Genomic DNA, 19,165 nt, shown 5'->3' on the forward strand with positions numbered 1-19,165 from the left:
AGGGATGAGAGCTGACAGGGGGGAGACTCCTCGTGCCGGGAAAACTCATCGGCCGGAGCCGTTGGCGAGGGGCACCAGCCGTGCGCGGGGCTCCTCACCGGTGCCGCCGATGCCCGAGCCACCGGGGGCGCTGAGCCACCAGGGTCGCCCGAGCCACCGGGGGCGCTGAGCCACCAGGGTCGACCGAGCCACCGGGGACGCCCAGCGACGGGGGTGAGCCGCCGGGGACGCCAAGGCGACGGGGCGGCCGACGACCGGCGTCGGACTCCCCGCCGCACCGGGCACGGCATCATGAGACCCGCTTCCTGCCCGAACATCTGTGAAAGGTCCGCTGACGTGCCCCATGCGAAGGATCACCAGAGGCAGCTGCTGGGACGGCAGTCCCGGGTCCGCGGGCTGATGCTCGGCCTGGCGCTCGGGGACACCCTGGGCGCGGCCCGGGGCGGGTTGCCCGCCGGCGGCCCGCTGCGGGCCGGGGTCAGCACGCAGCTGGCCTGCTTCACCGCGGAGGGCATCATCCGCGCGCAGGTCCGCGGAAACCACAAGGGCATCTGCCACGCGCCGGGCGTGGTGCTGCACGCCTACTGCCGGTGGGCCTTCCTGCAGGGCATCGAGACGGCGAAGATGCGGCGCCGCTGGTGGAGCGGTGGCAGCACGCCGTGGCCGGACGGCTGGCTCGCCGCCGTGCCCGCCCTGGCCGAGCGGCGCGGCAGCGCCCCCGCCACGGTGGCGGCCCTGTCCCGGATCGAGGAGGGCTACGAGCGGATGGCCACCGCGAGCCGGGGCTGTCACGCCCTGACCCGGGGCCTTCCGATCGCGGTCACCGGGATCAGCGGCATCGCCCAGGCCGCCGCGGTCGCCGCTCTCACGCACGGCGATCCCGCCGCCCAGGCCGCCACCGTCCACGCGGCCGTACTGGCCCACCACTGCCTGACACATCCCGCGGCGGGGAACGGCCCGCGCTCCCGGCCCGGCGGATCGGCCCGGTCGGCGCTGCGCGCCGGGGTCGCGGACCTGCCGTCCGTAGGCCGGCCGATCACCGACGACGAGCACCGCCGACTCGTGACGGTGTTGCGGCACGCGGAGGAGGAGCCCGGGGACGCGGCACGGCTGGCCCGCCTGGCGCCGGATGCCACCGCGCCCTCGGCGCTGCTCGGCGGCCTCTACACGGCGGCCTCCTTCCCCGGGCGTGCCGAGTTCCGTGCCGCCCTGGAGTTCGCGGCGGGCGCACCGGACGGCGATTCCGTCGCCTGTGTGGCGGGCGCGCTGCTCGGTGCGGTCCACGGGGCCGAGGCACTGCCCGTGGACCTGGTCGCTCGCCACGAACTGGCGTGGGCCCTCGACACGCTGGCCCGCGACCTGGTCACGGAACTCGACGACTCGCCCAGCGGCAGCGAGTACGTCCAGGGGTGGGACCCGCAGTGGTGGAACCGCTATCCCGGCTGGTGACGTCCCGGCCGGCGATCACGCGCCGGGGTGGACCGCCTGCACGCCGGTGCCCGCGTACGCCTTCGGGGTCAGCGTCAGCAGAAAGCGGCCGGTGGGGTGGGCGGCCGACGGCCGGGCGGCGTGGATGGCGTGGACGGTGGCCCAGGAGTGGCCGAAGCGCAGGAGCTCGGTGGCGGTGACGGCGGCGTCGGTGTCGAACGCCTCCAGCCGGATGAACCGCAGTCCCTTGATGTAGCTGAACAGGCCCGGCCGCTCGGCATCGCCGGCCGTCAGCGACAGCACCGGCGCGTAGAGGCTGCCGAGCCCGCCGGAGGCCTGCACGTAGAACGCGGCGACGGCCTCGTTGAACGGGTCCTTCGGGTCGTACAGGGCGGTGGCGGTGGTGTGGTCCAGGACGACCGCGATCGCCGCCACTACGCGGCGGCCCGCGGGCTGTGCGGGCCTGCTCCCAGACGCTCCAGCAGGGCCCGGGCCCGCGCCTCGGCCTCGGGGCTCGGCGTGCTGCCGAGGGCGGAGGCGAGTTCGGCGCGGGCCAGCTCGGCGCGCTCGGCGTACTCGGCCTGGGTCGGGGTGCCCTGTGCCAGTTCCTCGACCAGGCTCCGGATGGTCGTGCCGTGCTCGGCGGCCAGCCGGGCCAGCCGGTCCCGCGCGGCCGTGCTCACCTTGATGCTCGTCTCGTCTGCTGCTGCCATGTTCCGACTGTACCGCTTTCCTCTACTCGTGGTAGAGGGAAGCGGTTGCGGTGCGGTCAGGACAGGGGGGTCGCAGGGGGAGGCACCGGACAGGGGGGTCGCAGGGGAGGCACCGGACAGGGGGTGGGCAGAGGGAGGTACCGGTCGGCCGTTTCCGTGGGCATGATGACCTGGTGATCGATCCGACAGGTCCTGTGGTGCCGCCCGGCCGGATGAGACGGAGCCGGCAGCCGGACCTCGCGCTCCCCGGGCACCCGCGCACGCGGTTGCGCCGCTGGCGGGAGGGCGACGCGCCGGTCCTCGTACGGTCGTGTCTCGACCCGGACATCCAGTACTGGAACCGCCCCGGCCGGCTGACCACCGAGGCGGCGGCCCGCGAGCGGATCGCGCGCTGGGAACAGCGCTGGGAGAACGAGGAGGCCGCCGTCTGGGCCGTCGTGGCCGAGGACGACGACGTACCGAGGGGGCTGATCGGCCTCGCCGACCTGGATCTGCGGGGCGGCAGCGGGGAGTTCGTCTACTGGCTGCTGCCGGCCGGCCGCGGGCGCGGGGTCATGGCACACGCCGCGGTGGCCGTCAGCCGGTGGGCCTTCGACAGCCTGGGGCTCCACCGCCTGCGCATCACGCACTCCGTGGCCAACACGGCCTCCTGCCACGTAGCCACAGCGGCCGGCTTCGCGCTGGAAGGGACCATGCGCAGCGCGCTGCTCCACGCCGACGGCTGGCACGACGAACACCTCCATGCCCGGATCCGCGACGACACCGAAGGGGCCCCGGGCTGACGGGCTCGCCTCCCCGTTCCGTCCCCCCGGCGATCGTCAGGCGGCCGTCGACCGCAATGACTCCCGGTACTGCCGGGCCGTGGTCATCAGCGTGTCGAGCGCGTCCCGGGTGCGGAGCAGGTCGGTGATGTGCTCGGAGAGCCGGTCGCGTTCCTGGGCCATCCGCTCCAGCGCGGCGTCGGAGGTCTCCTCGCTGGGCATGTCGACGCACGGCAGCAGGTCGATGATGGTGCGGCTGGAGAGGCCCGCGGCGTACAGCCGCTGGATGAACGCGACCCGTTCGACATCCTCCTCCGTGTAGTGCCGCTGCCCGCTGGGGCTGCGCGCGCTGCGGAGCAACCCCTGCTCCTCGTAGTAACGCAGGGATCTGACGCTGACCCCCGTACGCGACGCGAGTGCACCGATCCGCATGCGTCCTCCCGAATATGACCTGCGCCACAGGAATCCTGCGGCGCAGAGCTTGCCTCTGACACCTATGTGAGGTTTTAGCGTAACTGCCGTGCCCGAGATCCGGGTACGGCAGAACACGATGGAGTCCTGACGTGACAACCCTTTTCGACAGCTATCGGCTCGGGGACCTGACGCTGCCCAACCGGGTGGTGATGGCCCCGATGACGCGGGTCCGGGCCGCCGCGGGCGGTCTGGCCACACCGTCGATGGCGACGTACTACGCCCAGCGGGCCACGGCGGGGCTGATCGTGACCGAGGGCGTGCAGCCGAGTCCCGTCGGTCAGTCGAATCCGGGCACGCCGGGACTGCACACCGAAGAGCAGGTCGCGTCCTGGCGTCCCGTGACCGCCGCCGTGCACACCAACGGCGGCCGGATCTTCGCCCAGATCATGCACGGCGGACGGGTCTCGCACCCCGACACGACCGGCATGCGGCCGGTCGGACCGTCGGCCGTCCCCGCCGTCGGCGAGGTGTTCAGCCCGAGCGGGCCCCAGCCCGCGCCGACCCCGCGCGCCCTGGACACCGCGGAAGTGCCCGAGCACGCCCGGGCGTACGCCGAGGCGGCCCGGCGCGCCGTCGCGGCCGGCTTCGACGGCGTCGAACTCCACGGCGCCAACGGTTACCTGATCTCGCAGTTCCTCTCCTCCAACGCCAACCTCCGCACGGACCGCTACGGCGGCTCGGTGACCAATCGGATCCGGTTCGCCGTCGAGGCGGCCGCCGCGACCGTCGACGCGGTGGGCGCCGCCAGGACCGGCATCCGCCTCTCCCCGGGCGGCGGCTTCTGGGGAGTCGAGGAGAGCGAGGTCCCCGCGCTCTACACCGCGCTCCTGACCGAACTGGCCCGCCTCGAAGTGGCGTACGTCCACCTGGAGGCCACCGTCGGGGAGGACGTCCTCGTCGGCCTGCGCCGCACGTGGCCGGGCACCCTCATCATGAACCCCGTGCTGCCCATGGGCCCCAAGCAGACCGGCCGCGCCGAAGCCGACCACTGGCTCGGGCTGGGCGCCGAACTCATCAGCTTCGGCCGCGGCTTCATCGCCAATCCCGACCTGGTCGAGCGCCTGCGCACCGGTGTCCCCCTCGCCCCCGTCGACGAGGCCACGTACTACCAGGGCGGCGACGCCGGATACCTGACGTACCCGGCATACCGGTACGCGCACACGGCCTGAGCGGTGCCCGGCGACAGCGGGCGCGTCGGGGGCGGGCCGGGGGAGGAGCCGGGCGCCTCAGTGATGTGATCTGTCAGCGCCGCGTTCGTCGCGGCGGCTGTCAGTGCCGACTGCGACACTGTCCGGCGCGGGAGTTCGGCGGCGGCGCGGGTTAAGGTGCACTCATGGAACGGGTTTTGGTGGTGGGTGCCACGGGTGCGGGCAAGTCCACGCTCGCCCATGCCCTGGGCAGCCGTCTGGGGCTGCCCTACCACGAGATGGACGCGCTGTACTTCAACGGCCCGGGGTGGGCCGTCAACGACCGGCTGGTCGAAGACGTGGCACGGGTCACCGCCGGGCCGCGCTGGATCATCGACTCCCTCGGCCACCCGGAAGTCCGCGACCTGCTGTGGGGCCGGGCCGACACGGTGATATGGCTGGACTACACCAGGCGCGTCATCATGCCCCGCGTCCTGCGCCGTTCCGTCCGGCGGACCGTCACCCGCGAGGTCGTCTTCGGCGGCAACAGGGAGACCTGGGTGGGCTGGCTGAGCCGGGAGCACCCGGTCTGGTGGTCCTGGTCCCAGCACCGGACCCGCCGCCGCGACATCGCGCTCCGCCTCCGTGACCCCCGCTTCGCCTCTCTCGAAACCCGCCGCTTCGGCCGCCCCCAGGACACGGCGGCCTGGCTGGCCTCCGTCCGCTGAGGGGGAGGCCGGCCGGCAAGCTCCTCACGGGAAATTCGGACCGTTGGTCTGGTTTGAAGATACGGACCGCGGGTCTGTTTTTCGAGCGAGAGGAGCAGCGGGACGCGTCGGCGCGCGTCAGCGCCGAGCCGCGCTCGCGCCGAGCCGGTTCAGCGGCGGCGGCCGGGTCTGTGCACCCGCGGCTGCCGAGCCGCCGCACCGTCGACTGCCGAGCCGCCGCACCGTCGACTGCCGAGCCGCCGCACCCGCGGCTGCCGAGCCGCCGCACCATCGGCTGCCGAGCCGCTTCGTCGGCGGCTGCCGGCCGCGTTACCGGCGGCTCGGGAGCGTGGCGAGCGCCTGTGAGCGCTGGGCGACCAACTCCTCGTAGGTGCCGTCGCGTTCGGCCCACCGGTGCATCAGGACGCCCTTGACGAGCACCTCGCGCGGAGTGGGCTCGCCGCGGAGCAGGTCCATCACCTCGGTGGCGAACTCCGCGAGCCCGAGCGCACGGGGGTTGAGCCGTGCCTGCTCCGGCGTGGTGGCGACCGCCGGGGGGACGAGTTCGCAGACCTCGACGCCGGTGCCGTCCAGTTGGGCGCGCAGCGCCTCGGAGTAGGCGTGCACGCCGGCCTTCGAGGCGGCGTAGGTCGGCAGGAGCGGGAACGGCAGGAACCCGATGCCCGACGTCACCGTGACGACCGTGCCCGCGCCGCGTCCGATCAGGTGCGGGGTGAACGCGTCGACGACGCGGATGGTGCCGAGGAGGTTGGTGTCGACCGTCCGCTCCGTGACGCTGAAGTGCGCGGGGTCGCGCAGGTCCTCGGGGAGCATGACGCCGGACATGGTCACGACGGTGTCGAGATCGGGGTGGCCGGCCAGGACCGTGTCGCGGGCGCGGCCGACGCTGTCCTGGTCGGTCACGTCGAGGGGAACGGTGCCGAACCCCTCGGCCGCGAGCCGGTCGAGCAGGTCGGTGCGCCGTCCGCCGATGATGACGGTGCTGCCGGCCGCGGCGAAGCGGCGCGCGAGTTCGAGGCCGATGCCGGAGGTGGCGCCGGCGATGAAGACGGTGCGGTGGGTGATGTCCATGGGCTGTGCTCCTGCTGGGGCCGCCGGCCGCGAGGAACCGGTGGCCGCGGTCGATGAGTGCGGGTGACGTTCCTCAGCGTGGACCTGTTCTCCGGCCGGAGGCAGGGCCCCCGCCTCCCGGGGGTCCGGCAGGGCCACCCTGCCGACGCGGTGCCGTTCACCGACCGACACGTACGACGTCCGTACTCGCCTCAAGGGTCTCAAGGGACTCAAGGGACCGCCTCCCTCATATGTGGTCTCCGTATCCGTCCCCCTGCACGTTCTTTGTGTGCGGTGCCGGGCGGCACCCCCGCGGCCGGGGCGGTCGTCCTCGATTCGGCTACTCTCGGCGCCACTGATGTCAACTCAGCGATCCGGTCGGGCTGCGACCGGATCGCCACCCGGGAGACGCCGACACATGAACAGGCCAGCATCGCCACCGTCCGGAGCGGAGCGGACCGAGGCATCGGCCGTCAGGATCGGCGCTCTCGTGCCGCTGACCCGGCCCGGCTGGGCCGAGGCCGGTCGACACCTGCTGGCCGGACTCGAACTGGCCGTGCGCGACGTCAACGACTCCGGGGGGGTCGACGGAAGAGCACTGGAGCTGGTGGTCCGGGACACCGCGGCCGACCCGCAGCGGGCCGCGGTGGCCGTGGACGAACTGGCTCACCTGGGCGTGGCCGCCCTGGCGGGGGAATACCACAGCGTCGTCGCCCGCGCCGCCGCGGCCAGGGCCGACGCCCTCGGCCTGCCGTTCCTCTGCTCCTCGGCGGTTCTCGACGCGCTCACCGAACAGCCGACGGACCACGTCGCGCGCCTCGCCCCGCCGCAGTCCCGCGGCTGGCAGATCTACGCGGACTTCCTGCTCGGCGCGGGCCACAGCCGTATCGCCGTGGCGACCGTACCGAGCGTCTACTGGGCGTCGGGGACCCGCATCCTGCGCGACCACCTCGCTCCGCGCGGTGGCAGCGTCGTAGAACTCGACATGGGCGCGCTCACACCCGCGGCGGTGTGCGACGCGCTCGTCGAGCATCGCGCGACGGCCCTCCTGCTGCTGGTCGGCCACCCGGAACCGGCGGTCTCGATCGTCAAGGCCGTACGCCGCGACGAACGCCTGGCCGACACCTTGATCGGCGCTCCGGCCGGGCAGCCGGAGCTGGCCGAATGGGCGACGCTGCTGGGCGCCGACGGCGCCGAGGTCCCGTTCCTGCGTTACCTGCCCGAGCGCCTCGGTCCACTGGGCGAACGGGTCGGGGCGGCCCTGCGTGAGCGGCTGGCCGAAGCACCCTCCTTCGTCGCCTTCGAGGGCTACGACACGATCGCCGTCCTCGCGGACGTGTTGCGTACGCACGGCCCGGACGGCACGCGCACCGCCGGCTCCTGGACGCGCGTCGCAGTAGAAGGCACCCGCGGGCCGGTCCGCTTCTCCCGCGTCCCGGGCATCAGCGTGTGGCAGTGGGCCGGGGCCCCGGTTCAGGTCGTCGACCGGGACCCCACACGACCTGACCGCTTCCGAACCCGTCACGTCCCCGTGCGGACTCCATGACGACATGAAGGCCGGCCGTCATTCACCTGAGCGTGGTCACGCGATGGGATCCACGTTCCACGCCTCAGGCAGATCGCTGCCGCACAAGACACGGACGAAGTGGTGCTCGCGCACGATGTCGTGCTCCTGGCAGTCAGGACACCGTCGGAAGACCACCTGATGGGTGAAGCCGGACGGCCGCCCGAGCCCGGCGCCGTCCAGCGCACGGGCGACCGTCGACCAGGAGCTGACGTCCGGGCAGTAGCCGGTCGAGTGATTGCTGACCTCGCTCACGGCCCATCGGCCTGCCGCACGTAGGTAACCGATCTGGGCTTCAGGTGGTGAACGAGTGCAGCTCGGCCGCCGCGAGGGTCTGTTCCGCGTCGTACGCCTCGAAGGTGCCCACACGTCGGAAGCCCAGGCGGGCGGCCAGTCGGAGGGAGCGGGAGTTGGCGGTCCGGGTCACCAGCAGGACCGGCTGGTCGGGCAGTTCGGCGGCGGCGGCACGCAGGGCGGCCGTGGTGGCTTCGAAGGCCAGCCCCGCGCCCTGGCTGCTGTGCCGCAGAAGGTACGACAGCTCCAGCTCGCCGCCCTCCGCGGTGACGTGTCCGGGCAGGTCGGCCGTGCGTCGGTCGAGCACGAGGGTCCCGAGGAGCCGGTCGGTCTCCTTGTCAGAGATGACGTAGGTACCGGGCTTGCCGGCGACGGCGCCGCGGCCCGTCCACCGGCCCGTCCACCGGCCCGTTTTGCAGACCCTTCACGCGGCCGGTGCGCCGAACGCCCCTGCCGCGGCGAACATCGCCTCGACGGCCCGCCGCACACTGATCTGACCGTTGCCGGCCACGATGTGCAGGCCGTAGGCGTCCTCCAGCGCCACGAGGTTCAGGGCCGCCGTCGGCGTGTCCAGCGTCAGGCGGAAGGCGCCGGTGTCGACGCCGTGCTCCAGCACGGTCCGGTACGTGGCCAACTGCCGTTCGTACATCGACTCGACCAGTGTGGTGTGCAGCGGTGAGGTTCCCGCCACCACGTCGAACTCGTACAGCAGGCGCATCAGCGCGTCGTCGGGACCCGTCGGCAGCCCCGCGCGGATCGTCTCGCCCAGCAGCCGCGCGGGGTCCTCGATGCTGCCCCGCAGCGCGTCCCGCCGGTCGCAGAAGCGTTCCATGCCCGCCCGGTAGGCCTCCCTGAGCAGGGCGTCCAGGTCGTCGTAGTAGTACAGGACGGCCCCGCGGGTCAGCCCCGCCCGGCGGGCCACGTCCGCGAGCGAGAGGGAGCGCAGCCCGGTGGTGGCGGTCGTGTCGATGACCGCCTGGATGAGGTGGGCGCGGCGTTCGTCCTGGTTCTTGGGGCGGGCCATGCCTTGACAGTAGCCGAGATCCTCATGAGACTCGACCCATTCTTTGACGCCGATGACAAATAACGCGCGCACCGTCTCGGCATGCCTTCGCCACCCCCACGTGGCGTGCCCCCAGAACCGAGGACCCACCATGCTCGACACCCTGATCACCGGCGCTCGTGTGCGCACGTTCGACGACGCCCGGCCCTGGGCCGGCGCCGTCGGCATCACCGGCGGTCGCATCGCCTTCGTCGGCGAGGAGGCGGACGCCCCCGCGGCCCGCGAGCACCGCCGCCTGGACGGCGGCCTCCTCACCCCGGGCATCATCGACAGCCACAACCACCTGCTCCTCGGCTTCGACCCCGACGCCGTCAGCCTCGAAGGCGCCGAAACCCTCGAAGAGGTCCGCCGCCGCATCGCCGAACTCGCCGACGCCCGTCCCGACCTGACCTGGATCTGCGCCGAGAACGCCGTGTACTCCGTGGTCCCCGGCCGCCGCCCCGCCGCCCGCGACCTGGCAGGACTCACCTCCCGCCCCGTCTTCGTCACCACCTACGACCAGCACTCGGTGTGGCTCAACGACGCCGCCGTAGGCGCACTCGGCCTGGACGAGGGCGGCGACATCCCCTGGGGCCGCCCGGAGCGGGACGCCGACGGACACGCGACCGGGTGGGTCACCGACTTCTACACCAGCGCCATGACCACGGCGGGCCTGGCCGGCCTGCAGCGCGACATCCCCATGTACTCGCCCGAGCGGCGCTACCGCAAACTGCTGGGCAGCCTGGAGATGGCCACCGCCGCCGGCATCACCACCGTGGTGGAGCCCCAGGTCCCGCTCGCGGAGATCGACCTGTTCCGGCGCGCCCGGGACGAAGGCCGCCTCAGCTCCCGCGTCGTCGCGGCGCTCTTCCACCCCATGGGGTCCGACGGCGCCTTCCGGCAGCGGCTGCGCGCGGCGGCCGACGCCGCCCCGAGCGGCGACCGCCTGGCGTTCGGCCCCGTCAAGCTCTACGCCGACGACGTCATCGAACCCCACAACGCCTGGATGCTCGCGGACTACGCCAACCGGCCCGGACACCGCGGCCACCCCTCCGCGCCCCTCGGCGAACTCACCCAGGTCATCACCGAACTGGACCGCCTCGGCTTCCAGACCCACACCCACGCCACCGGCGACGGCGGCATCCGCCTCGCCCTGGACGCGATCGAACACGCCGCCCGCGCCAACGGCACCCGCGACCGCCGGCACGGCATCGTGCACGTCGAGTGCCTCGCGCCGGAGGACCTGCCGCGCTTCGCCCGGCTCGGCGTCACCGCCGCCATGCAGCCGCGCCACTGCTCCCCGGACCTCGTGGCCGGCACCTGGATGGAGAACATCGGCGAGGCCCGCTGGGACCGCGCCTGGCGACTGCGTTCGCTCATGGCCTCCGGCGCCCACGTGGCCCTCTCCAGCGACTGGCAGGTGGGCGAGATGGACCCCCTCGTCGGGTTCTACTCGGCCCTGACCCGGGCCGGCCTCGACGGCAAGGACGCCTGGACCCCGCAGGAGCGCATCGGACTCGACGACACGTTGCGCGGCTACACCGCCGAGGGCGCATGGGCCTGGCACCGGGAGGGCGAGTACGGCGTCGTCCGCGAGGGAGCGAAGGCCGACCTCGTCGCCTGGTCCGCCGACCTCTACGCGCTCGAAGCGGACCCGGCTGCCCTGCTGGAGCAGCGCGCCGAGACCACCTGGGTGGGCGGCGAGGTCGTCCACGAGGCCGCCACGGCGCGCGCCACCCCCGGCCACCACGGTGCGCTCACCTCCTGCTCCGCCCACGCCGAAGGCGGCCATGCCCATGCCTGACCTCTCTCCCGGCGAGGGCGGCGCACGGCTGCGCCGCAGCCTGAAACTGCGCCACATCGTCTTCCTCGGCCTGGCCTTCATGGCCCCGCTCGCGGTGTTCGACACCTTCGGCCTGGTCTCCGAGGCGACCGACGGCCACGTGCCGCTCGCCTACCTGGCCGTCCTCGTGGCGGTGGGACTCACCGCGCTCAGCTACGCGCGGATGGCCCGCCGCATCACCTCAGCCGGATCCGTGTACACCTACGCCGGCAAGGCGCTCGGGTCGCCCGTGGGTTTCCTGGTGGGCTGGTCCGCCACGCTGGACTACGTGCTGCTGCCCATGCTCAACGCCCTGCTGGCCGCGATCTACATGGGCGCGGTGCTCCCGGGCGTCCCGGCGTGGGTGTGGGTGCTGTCCACCGTCGTGGTGTGCACGGCGCTGAACCTGGTGGGCGTGAAGATGGCCGCCAAGGTGAACGTGGCCCTCGTCGTCATCCAGGCCGGTGTGGCCCTCGCGTTCCTCGTGTTCGCGGTGCGGGCCGTCCTCACCCATGGTGAGTCCTTCGGGACGACCGGTCTGGACCCGGCCACGGTGTCGCTGCCCGACCTGTTCGGCGGCGCGTCGCTGCTGGCGCTGTCCTTCCTGGGGTTCGACGCCGTCTCCACGCTCTCCGAGGAGGCCGAGCGGCCGCGCCGGGACATCCCACGGGCCATCCTGCTCATCGTGGTCGCCGCCGGGGTGTTCTTCCTGGCCGTCACCTACGCCATGCAGACGCTGTTCCCCGACGTGTCGGCCGTGGGCGACATCGTGGGCGCCTCACCGGAGATCGCCAAGTACATCGGCGGTGCCGCGTTCCAGTCGGTGTTCGTGGGCGGTTACCTCACGGCGGTGCTCGGCTGCGGTCTGACCCAGCAGATGAGTGCGGCACGGCTGCTCTTCGCCATGGGGCGCGACGGCATGCTGCCGCGCGCGGTCTTCGGACGGCTCGACCCGCGCACCGGTGTCCCCGCCCTCAACGTGCTCCTCGTGGGCCTCGTCGCCGCCTCCGCCGTCTTCCTCGACCTCGGCAGCGCGGCCTCACTGATCAACTTCGGCGCCTACGTCGCCTTCGCCGCGGTGAACCTGGCGGTGATCGGTTTCTGGGTACGCGACCGGCGCGCGGGGCGGGCGGAGGCCCGGGGCCCTGTCGCGGCCGTGCTGCAGGTGCTGCTGCCGGCCCTCGGGTTCCTCGTGAACGTGGCCCTGTGGATCAGTCTGGACACCCCGGCCAAGGTGGTGGGCGTCGTCTGGGCGCTGGCGGGTGTGACCGTCCTCGCCTTCCGTACGAGCGGATTCCGCAGGCCGGCGCGGACGTTGAACCTGGAGGAGTGAGCGGGGGCGCCCGGAACGACTCAGGGGACCGCCCCACGGGGGGGCGGCTCCCCGGACACCCCGGACACCCGCGAGGCGGTGGCGACCCGGGACGAGCCGGCGGCGGCGATCGCCGCGATGTTCGAGCTGACGCCGCCGCCTGCCCCGGCAGGCCCCGCAGTATTTGCCGCGCGCAGTTGTAACAACTATCGTTACGACAAGAACCGAGGGGTGAGGGAGGTGGAGTCCGGCGTGAGTGCCAACAGCAGGCTGACCATCGCGGCGCACGCCCTGACGTGGATCGGGTTGTATCAGCGGCGTGGCCACGAGGTCGCCACCTCCGAGCAGATCGCGACGAGCGTCAACACCAACCCGGTGGTGATCCGCCGCCTGCTGGCCAAGCTGAGCAAGGCGGGGCTGGCCGATTCACGGCGGGGGGCGGGGGCGGGCTGGAGGCTCGCGCGGGACCTGGCGGCGATCACCCTGCTCGACGTCTACCAGGCGATCGAACCGGGCCCCGTCTTCGCCCTGCATCGAGCCACACCGGACCCCGAGTGCGTCGTGGGCCACGGCATCGGGCCGGCGATGTCCGCCGTGTACGACGATGTGGAGGCCGCCCTGCGCAGGGAGCTGGCCAAGACCACGCTGGAGGACGTGCTGCGGGACGTCCTGAAAGCCGCCTGACCTCGGACCGTCGACTTCCCCTGACCGAGGGGATCGCATTCCGCACCCATCGATGTAACAAAAATGGTTACATCAAGAAACGGAGAGTCTCATGGGACAGCTGGACGACAAGACCGCTCTCGTCACCGGCGCCTCCAGCGGCATCGGCCTGGCGATCGCCCGCCGTTTCGCCGCCGAGGGGGCGACCGTTTACCTGACCGGGCGCCGCAAGGCCGCGCTGGACGCCGCCGTCGCGCAGGTCGGCGCCCGAGGCATCGCCGTCCAGGGCGATGCCTCGGACCTCGGCGACCTCGACCGGCTCTTCGCCGAGGTCGCGAACCGCAGTGGCCGCCTGGACATCGTGGTGGCCAACGCCGGGGTCGGCGACTACGGCCCGCTGGGCGAGATCACCGAGGAGGAGTACGACCGCACTACCTCGATCAATCTCAAGGGCACGGTCTTCACTGTCCAAAAGGCGCTGCCGCTGCTGACGGCCGGCGCCTCGGTGGTGCTCCTTTCCTCCAGCGCGGCCCTGCGGTCCGTCCCGGGCCTGGGCATCTACGCCGCCACCAAGGCCGCGATCCGCAGCCTCGCCCGCACCTGGGCCGCCGAACTGGCCGGCCGGGGAATCCGCGTCAACACCCTCACTCCCGGCCCTGTCGAGACCCCGGGCGGGGACGAGCTCCGCGCCGCTTTCCCGCACGGCGATCGGACCACCGCCGCCGAGCCCGCCCCACCGACCCCGCTCGGCCGCGTCGGCCGTCCCGACGAGGTCGCCGCCACCGCCCTCTACCTGGCCGGTGACCAAAGCACCTTCACCACCGGCGCGGAACTGTTCGTCGACGGCGGCGCCACGCAGCTCTAGGGTCCACCAGAGTCCACCAGAAGGGCCCTAGATGCCGAACGGTGCGGCGTAATGGACCGTGCCGCTGGGCAGCGGGCGGCCGGCGTCGAGGGTGAGGGCCATCATGGCCTCGTCCGGGACGTCGATGCCGAGTCCGATGCCGTGCTCGGAAGCGCGAGTGAAGCCGAACCGCGGGTAGTACGCCGGGTGTCCGAGGACGGTGACGAAGTGCTCGCCAAGCTTCTCGGCGGCCCGCAACGAGGCGCGGATCGCCGCGGAGCCGGCGCCGGTCCTCTGGTGTTCGGGCCGGACGGCGACGGGACCCAGGCACAGGGCCGGGGTGTCGTCGATGTGGCAGCGGGTCAGCAGCGCGTGGCCGACGAGCCTGCCGTCGTGGCCGGCGGCGACGACGGACAGTCCGTTGATCCATGAGGGGTCGGCGCGCAGGGCGTCGACGAGGTCGGCCTCCGAGGGAGTGCCGAACGCGGCGAGGCTGATGTCCCGGATGGTGGAGATGTCGGCGCTGGTCTCAGCGCGCGTGATCCAGTCGATGCTCACGATGGATGGAGATCCGTTCCATGGCTGGTTCGTATCGGTGTCGCCTCGCGAGCTCACGCTCCCAGCGAGGCGAATTCGGACGAGGTCAGGCCACGGCCCGGGACGTGAGGGTGGTCCGGGCGGAGCACAGGGCAGTGGCCTTGAGCGCGGTCATCGACCCTCACCTCCCGACTTTCTCGATCCGGTTGGGACACGAACGCCGGACACCATAGCGCAATGACTCGTCCGGGACCGCCCCGTTCACCGCATCGCGCTCGGGGAGACCGGCGTGGGGCGGTCGACGGGGCCGCGGAGACGTGGGGCCGTGGGGCCGTGGGGCCGCCAGAACCTACACGGCGATGGTAAAAATCGACGTCGTGTAGAGTTTTTCCAGGGGGGCGCTCCAGCTCCCTTCGAGTACTCCCTGGAGGAGCAGTGCAGGAACAGAAGTGGCTCATCACCGGCGTCAGTACGGGCCTGGGGCGTGCCTTCGCCCAAGCCGCTCTGGCGGCCGGGCACACCGTCGTCGGCACCGTCCGCTCCGAGGATGACCTGCGGGCCTTCGAAGAGCTCGAACCCGGGTACGCTCACGGCCGCATCCTGGACGTGACCGACGGTGACGCCGTCTCGCACGTGGTCGCGGAGGCGGAGCGGAGCGTCGGCCCCCTGGACGTCGTCATCGCCAACGCCGGTTACGGCCTGGAGGGCACCTTCGAGGAAACACCGCTGGCCGAGGTGCGGCGGCAGTTCGAGGTCAACGTGTTCGGGGCGGTGGCCACCCTCCAGGCGGCGCTGCCCCACATGCGCCGGCGCCGCCGCGGACACCTGATGGCCGTCACCTCCATGGGCGGGCTCATGGCCGTGCCCGGCATGTCCGCCTACTGCGGCAGCAAGTTCGCCCTGGAGGGCATCCTGGAGGCGCTGGGCAAGGAGGTCGCACAGTTCGGGATCCACGTGACGGCGATCGAGCCCGGCTCCTTCCGCACCGACTGGGCCGGACGGTCCATGACACGCGCCGCGCGGTCCGTCGACGACTACGACGAGCTGTTCGCCCCCATCCGCGAAGCGCGGCAGAAGGCCAGCGGGAACCAGCTGGGCGATCCGGCCAAGGCCGGGGACGCCGTCGTACACATCGCGTCGGTCGACCAGCCGCCGGCCCACCTCGTCCTCGGCTCGGACGCGCTGCGGCTGGTCACCGCCGCACGCACGGCCGTGGACGAGGACATCCGCGCGTGGGAGACGCTCTCCCGTACGACCGACTTCGCCGAGGGGGCCCAGCTCTGATGCCGGGCCACCACCCCGCGCGGAGCCGGCGCGCCACCGAACGCAAGGGCGATGTCAGGGAGCGGGCCATCCTGGACACCTGCGAAGCCCTGCTGGCGCAGAAGGGCTACGACGCCATGACCGTCGGCGACCTCGCCCAGGGCGCCGGCATCACGCGCGGCGCCCTGTACTTCTACTTCGGTTCCAAGCAGGAAGTGGTCACGGCGCTCGTGGCCCGGACCGTCGAGCACCTGTGGGAGCGGTCCCGGGCCACCGCGCAGGCCGACGAGCCGCGCCAGGCCATCGCAGAGGCGATGCGGCGCACGGTCGAGCTGTGGAACGAGCACGGCCTGGTCATGCGTACGGCGATCGACCTGTCGTTGACCGTGCCGGAGATCGGTGAGTTGTGGAGTCATACTGCTGACCTGTTCATCACGGCCATCACCGCTGTCCTGGAACGAGCCGGCGTGCGGGCCGGCACCGAACCGGAGCAAGCTCCGGCGATGGCCCGCGCCCTGTGCTGGATGATCGAGCGGACCTTCTACCACGCCTCGCAAGTCTCCCGCGAGGAGCTGCAAAAAGCATCTTCGACCTGCGAACACATCTGGCTGACCAGCGCCGGTCTGACCGCCTGACACATCTGGCACCGACGGTGAAGCCCAGGAACCGAGCTGGGATTTCCAGCCGTTCGCCGCTCCGCGACCGGCCGAAAGCAGCGGGCGGGCGGGGGCGGGCTTGCGGGGGGTGAGGCGCCTGTAGTGGGCTGTCGGGCATGAGAAGGAAAAGCATCGCGGCGCTGGCCGCGGCCCTGACGATGGCGCCCCTCCTGGCGGCGGGCGCGCAGGGACAGCGGGCGGAAGCCGCCGAACCGGGCGGTGGCGCCGCACCGCCCTCCCTGGACGCACCGCCGGCCCTCGCCGCCTCGCTGTTCCACGAAGCCCCGCCCTCCGCCGACGCACCGTCACCCCGCCAGGCCCCACGCGTCGATGGCGTCGATCTCGACACGGTGACCATCCCCGAATTACAGGCACGCATGCAGCACGGGTCGTTGACCTCGACGGCGTTGACCCGGGCGTACCTGCGCCGGATCAAGGCCGTCGATCCGAAGATCGACGCCGTACTGCGGACCAGCCCGACGGCCCTGCGGCAGGCGGCTGCCAGCGACGTGCGGCACCGCCGGGGCGCGGCCCGCGGGCCGCTCGACGGCATCCCCGTCCTGCTCAAGGACAACGTGAACACCCGCGACATGCCGACCACGGCGGGCTCGCTCGCGCTGGCCGGGAAGCCGCCGGGCGCGGACGCGGTCCTCGTCCAGAGGCTGCGGGCGGCGGGCGCGGTGATCCTCGGCAAGACCAACATGTCCGAGTGGGCCAACTTCCGTGCGGCGAAACCCACGTCGGGCTGGTCGGCGGTGGGCGGCCAGACCCACAACCCCTACGTTCTGGACCGCAACCCCTGCGGCTCGTCCTCGGGGTCGGCCGCCGCCCTCGCCGCGTCGCTGGCCCAGGTGGCGATCGGCACCGAGACGGACGGCTCCATCGTGTGCCCGGCCGGGATGAACGGGGTGGTCGGTCACAAGCCGAGCCTCGGCCTGGTCAGCCAGAAGGGCGTCGTCCCGATCTCCGCGGAGCAGGACACGGCGGGCCCCATGGCCCGCAACGTCACCGACGTCGCGCTCACCCTCTCCGTGCTCTCCCAACTCCCCGGGAATTCCGGACCCTCAGGGATTTCCGCACACTCCGGGATTTCCGGACCCTCCGGCCGCGACACCGCCCACGCCGCGCGCACCGCGGACGCCGCCCGCCTCACGGACGCGGCGCTGCGGCCCGCCGCGCTGCGCGGCAAGCGGATCGGCCTGTGGCGGCTGCCCTCGCTCGGCGCGGACGTGGATGCCCTGATGACCCGGACGGCGGCGCGGCTGCGCGCCGCGGGTGCGCAGGTCGTCGAGGTGACCCCGCCCTATCAGGACCGCCTCGCAGAACTCGAGTTCCCGGCGCTGCTGAGCGAGTTCCACCGGGACATCGACTCCTACCTCGCCACCCGCCAGGGACCGCGGGACCTGGCCGGGCTGATCGATTTCAACCGTACGCACGCGGCCGAGCGGACCTGTTTCGCGGGCCAGGAACTCTTCGAGGAGGCGCTGGCCGCGCCGGCGACCACGGACCCGGGGTACCGGGCCATGCGTGCCGAACTGAAGGACCTCTCCCGGCGTTCCATCGACGAGACCCTGGCCGCCCACCACCTGGACGCGATCGCGTCCCCGACGAACCCGCCCGCGTGGACGACCGACTGCGCGCGCGGTGACAACGACGTGATCCCGTCCTCCACCCCGGCCGCCGTCGCCGGCTACCCGTCCCTGTCCGTGCCCGCCGGGTTCGTGGGCGAACTGCCGGTCGGCTTGCTCCTGATGAGCGGCGATCACCAGGACGCCGAACTGCTGTCGCTGGGGGCGGCCGTGGAGCACCGCCTGGACGCCCGCCGGGCGCCCCGCTACCTGCCCACGTCCCCGCCCGCCGCCTCCCGCTCCCACTCCCGCTGAGCCGCGCACGCCGAGGCCGCGCCCGGACACGGACACCGGGCGTCGGCCACGGCGCGGCCCCCCGCCGCACACGGAACCAGTCCGGGCACGCGTACCCTGCCGCCCCTGACTCGGGGGTTTTCCCCATGGGACGCGGCTCCGTCGCTGCGTAGGATCACGGGAACCGATCACGGGCCATCGGTCCCCGGTCACCGACCACCGGGCACCGATGGCCGGTCACGGGCACTGATCATCGATCCGATTCGCTCCGTACGGGGGATTCCATGCGACGCCGACCGGCTTACGCCGTCACAGCAGTGGCCTTGGCCGCGACAGCAGCCGGCGGGCTCTCCGCCTGCTCGGTCATCGAACAGAAGAGTTTCGAGGACGATGCCGAGGTGTCCCAGAAGGTCACCTCGGTCCGCCTCGACAACAGCGACGGCACGGTCGAGGTGGGCACTTCGGCGGACGCCTCCGCCGTCTCGGTGCACCGCAAGGTCAGCTACCGGGGCGACAAGCCGGGCGGCACGTCCGTCCGGGTCGACAACGGCGTCCTCACCCTGTCCGGCTGCGGCAAGAACTGCGGCATCGACTATGCCGTGACCGTGCCCGCCGGGCTCCCGGTGAGCGGGGGCACGTCCAACGGCGGCCTCACCCTCACCGGCGTGGGCGCGGTCGACGTGCACACGAGCAACGGCCGGATCACGGTGGACGGCGCGAGGGGACCGGTGAAGCTGCGCACGTCCAACGGCGGCGTCCGCGTCAAGGACGTCAAGGGCGGCGGCATCGACACGCAGACCTCCAACGGCGAGGTGTCGATCGAGACGGCCACCCCGCAGAACATCAAGGCCCGTACGACGAACGGCGGCCTCGACGTCACCGCGCCGACCGCCAAGTACCAGGTCTCGGCGGACAGTTCCAACGGCCATCGGAAAGTGGCCTTCGAGAACGACCCTTCGGGAACGTACCGCCTCGACCTGTCGACGACCAACGGCGACCTGACGGTGAAGCGGGCAGGTTAGCCG

The 19,165-nt window shown here is 72.5% G+C and carries 19 protein-coding genes and 2 pseudogenes; 13 read left to right on the forward strand and 8 right to left on the reverse strand.

Going from position 1 to position 19,165, the window contains the following annotated elements:
- Positions 1 to 336: 336 nt before the first annotated feature.
- Positions 337 to 1,449, forward strand: a complete 1,113-nt coding sequence (locus AB0G56_RS13295; RefSeq protein WP_360968126.1) for an ADP-ribosylglycohydrolase family protein — start codon at positions 337 to 339, stop codon at positions 1,447 to 1,449.
- A gap of 15 nt (positions 1,450 to 1,464) precedes the next feature.
- On the opposite strand, the gene AB0G56_RS13300 is transcribed toward AB0G56_RS13295, so the two are convergent.
- A complete protein-coding gene (locus AB0G56_RS13300) occupies positions 1,465 to 1,863 on the reverse strand; it encodes a hypothetical protein (RefSeq protein ID WP_360968129.1) in 399 nt (132 codons plus the stop codon).
- Positions 1,863 to 2,141, reverse strand: a complete 279-nt coding sequence (locus AB0G56_RS13305) for a hypothetical protein (protein ID WP_360968131.1) — start codon at positions 2,139 to 2,141, stop codon at positions 1,863 to 1,865. Before AB0G56_RS13305 ends, AB0G56_RS13300 begins: the two co-directional genes overlap by 1 nt.
- A gap of 212 nt (positions 2,142 to 2,353) precedes the next feature.
- Between AB0G56_RS13305 and AB0G56_RS13310 the strand changes: the two genes are divergently transcribed.
- Positions 2,354 to 2,923 carry a GNAT family protein gene (locus AB0G56_RS13310; protein WP_360968134.1) on the forward strand — a complete coding sequence of 190 codons (570 nt, stop codon included), beginning with the start codon at positions 2,354 to 2,356 and terminating at the stop codon, positions 2,921 to 2,923.
- 36 nt (positions 2,924 to 2,959) lie between these two features.
- Here the strand turns inward: AB0G56_RS13310 and AB0G56_RS13315 are convergent, their stop codons facing one another.
- Positions 2,960 to 3,334 (reverse strand): MerR family transcriptional regulator, encoded by a 375-nt coding sequence (locus AB0G56_RS13315; RefSeq protein WP_360968136.1) that lies wholly within the window; start codon positions 3,332 to 3,334, stop codon positions 2,960 to 2,962.
- Positions 3,335 to 3,465: 131 nt separating this feature from the next.
- On the opposite strand from AB0G56_RS13315, the gene AB0G56_RS13320 reads away from it, so the two are divergent.
- A complete protein-coding gene (locus AB0G56_RS13320) occupies positions 3,466 to 4,545 on the forward strand; it encodes an alkene reductase (RefSeq protein WP_360968139.1) in 1,080 nt (359 codons plus the stop codon).
- A 164-nt stretch (positions 4,546 to 4,709) separates the two neighbouring features.
- Positions 4,710 to 5,231: an adenylate kinase gene (locus AB0G56_RS13325; protein ID WP_360968141.1), complete on the forward strand. Its 522-nt coding sequence runs from the start codon at positions 4,710 to 4,712 to the stop codon at positions 5,229 to 5,231.
- 309 nt (positions 5,232 to 5,540) lie between these two features.
- On the opposite strand, the gene AB0G56_RS13330 is transcribed toward AB0G56_RS13325, so the two are convergent.
- The gene (locus tag AB0G56_RS13330; protein WP_360968144.1) at positions 5,541 to 6,302 is read right to left on the reverse strand and encodes an SDR family NAD(P)-dependent oxidoreductase; all 762 of its coding nucleotides are present in this window, start codon (positions 6,300 to 6,302) and stop codon (positions 5,541 to 5,543) included.
- Positions 6,303 to 6,699: 397 nt separating this feature from the next.
- Between AB0G56_RS13330 and AB0G56_RS13335 the strand changes: the two genes are divergently transcribed.
- Complete coding sequence (locus AB0G56_RS13335; protein ID WP_360968146.1) at positions 6,700 to 7,827, forward strand: ABC transporter substrate-binding protein; 1,128 nt, start codon at positions 6,700 to 6,702, stop codon at positions 7,825 to 7,827.
- Between the two features lie 36 nt (positions 7,828 to 7,863).
- Here AB0G56_RS13335 and AB0G56_RS13340 read toward each other — a convergent pair.
- The 3 genes and pseudogenes from AB0G56_RS13340 to AB0G56_RS13350 all read right to left on the reverse strand — a co-directional run.
- Positions 7,864 to 8,136, reverse strand: a pseudogene (locus AB0G56_RS13340) (hypothetical protein); the annotation flags it as partial.
- A 4-nt stretch (positions 8,137 to 8,140) separates the two neighbouring features.
- Positions 8,141 to 8,488: pseudogene (locus AB0G56_RS13345) on the reverse strand (GNAT family N-acetyltransferase); the annotation flags it as partial.
- A gap of 75 nt (positions 8,489 to 8,563) precedes the next feature.
- The gene (locus AB0G56_RS13350; RefSeq protein ID WP_360968149.1) at positions 8,564 to 9,163 is read right to left on the reverse strand and encodes a TetR family transcriptional regulator; all 600 of its coding nucleotides are present in this window, start codon (positions 9,161 to 9,163) and stop codon (positions 8,564 to 8,566) included.
- A 130-nt stretch (positions 9,164 to 9,293) separates the two neighbouring features.
- On the opposite strand from AB0G56_RS13350, the gene AB0G56_RS13355 reads away from it, so the two are divergent.
- The 4 genes from AB0G56_RS13355 to AB0G56_RS13370 all read left to right on the forward strand — a co-directional run bounded on the left by AB0G56_RS13355 (position 9,294) and on the right by AB0G56_RS13370 (position 13,843).
- A complete protein-coding gene (locus AB0G56_RS13355) occupies positions 9,294 to 10,985 on the forward strand; it encodes an amidohydrolase (protein ID WP_360968151.1) in 1,692 nt (563 codons plus the stop codon).
- Complete coding sequence (locus tag AB0G56_RS13360) at positions 10,978 to 12,336, forward strand: APC family permease (RefSeq protein WP_360968153.1); 1,359 nt, start codon at positions 10,978 to 10,980, stop codon at positions 12,334 to 12,336. The genes AB0G56_RS13355 and AB0G56_RS13360 overlap by 8 nt, the downstream gene beginning before the upstream one ends.
- A gap of 231 nt (positions 12,337 to 12,567) precedes the next feature.
- A complete protein-coding gene (locus tag AB0G56_RS13365; RefSeq protein ID WP_360968394.1) occupies positions 12,568 to 12,999 on the forward strand; it encodes an Rrf2 family transcriptional regulator in 432 nt (143 codons plus the stop codon).
- A gap of 91 nt (positions 13,000 to 13,090) precedes the next feature.
- On the forward strand, positions 13,091 to 13,843 hold the full coding sequence (locus tag AB0G56_RS13370) for a glucose 1-dehydrogenase (protein ID WP_360968156.1): 753 nt from the start codon (positions 13,091 to 13,093) through the stop codon (positions 13,841 to 13,843).
- A gap of 27 nt (positions 13,844 to 13,870) precedes the next feature.
- Here the strand turns inward: AB0G56_RS13370 and AB0G56_RS13375 are convergent, their stop codons facing one another.
- Positions 13,871 to 14,380: an N-acetyltransferase gene (locus AB0G56_RS13375; protein ID WP_360968159.1), complete on the reverse strand. Its 510-nt coding sequence runs from the start codon at positions 14,378 to 14,380 to the stop codon at positions 13,871 to 13,873.
- A 414-nt stretch (positions 14,381 to 14,794) separates the two neighbouring features.
- Here AB0G56_RS13375 and AB0G56_RS13380 point away from each other — a divergent pair, with 414 nt between their 5' ends.
- The 4 genes from AB0G56_RS13380 to AB0G56_RS13395 all read left to right on the forward strand — a co-directional run bounded on the left by AB0G56_RS13380 (position 14,795) and on the right by AB0G56_RS13395 (position 19,162).
- On the forward strand, positions 14,795 to 15,643 hold the full coding sequence (locus AB0G56_RS13380; protein WP_360968162.1) for an oxidoreductase: 849 nt from the start codon (positions 14,795 to 14,797) through the stop codon (positions 15,641 to 15,643).
- Positions 15,643 to 16,257 carry a TetR/AcrR family transcriptional regulator gene (locus tag AB0G56_RS13385; RefSeq protein ID WP_360968165.1) on the forward strand — a complete coding sequence of 205 codons (615 nt, stop codon included), beginning with the start codon at positions 15,643 to 15,645 and terminating at the stop codon, positions 16,255 to 16,257. Before AB0G56_RS13380 ends, AB0G56_RS13385 begins: the two co-directional genes overlap by 1 nt.
- A 137-nt stretch (positions 16,258 to 16,394) precedes the next feature.
- On the forward strand, positions 16,395 to 18,161 hold the full coding sequence (locus AB0G56_RS13390) for an amidase family protein (protein ID WP_360968167.1): 1,767 nt from the start codon (positions 16,395 to 16,397) through the stop codon (positions 18,159 to 18,161).
- 302 nt (positions 18,162 to 18,463) lie between these two features.
- Positions 18,464 to 19,162: a DUF4097 family beta strand repeat-containing protein gene (locus AB0G56_RS13395; RefSeq protein ID WP_360968170.1), complete on the forward strand. Its 699-nt coding sequence runs from the start codon at positions 18,464 to 18,466 to the stop codon at positions 19,160 to 19,162.
- The last annotated feature ends 3 nt before the right edge of the window (positions 19,163 to 19,165 follow it).

Source organism: Streptomyces sp. NPDC021356 (assembly GCF_040641015.1).
Lineage (GTDB): Bacteria > Actinomycetota > Actinomycetes > Streptomycetales > Streptomycetaceae > Streptomyces.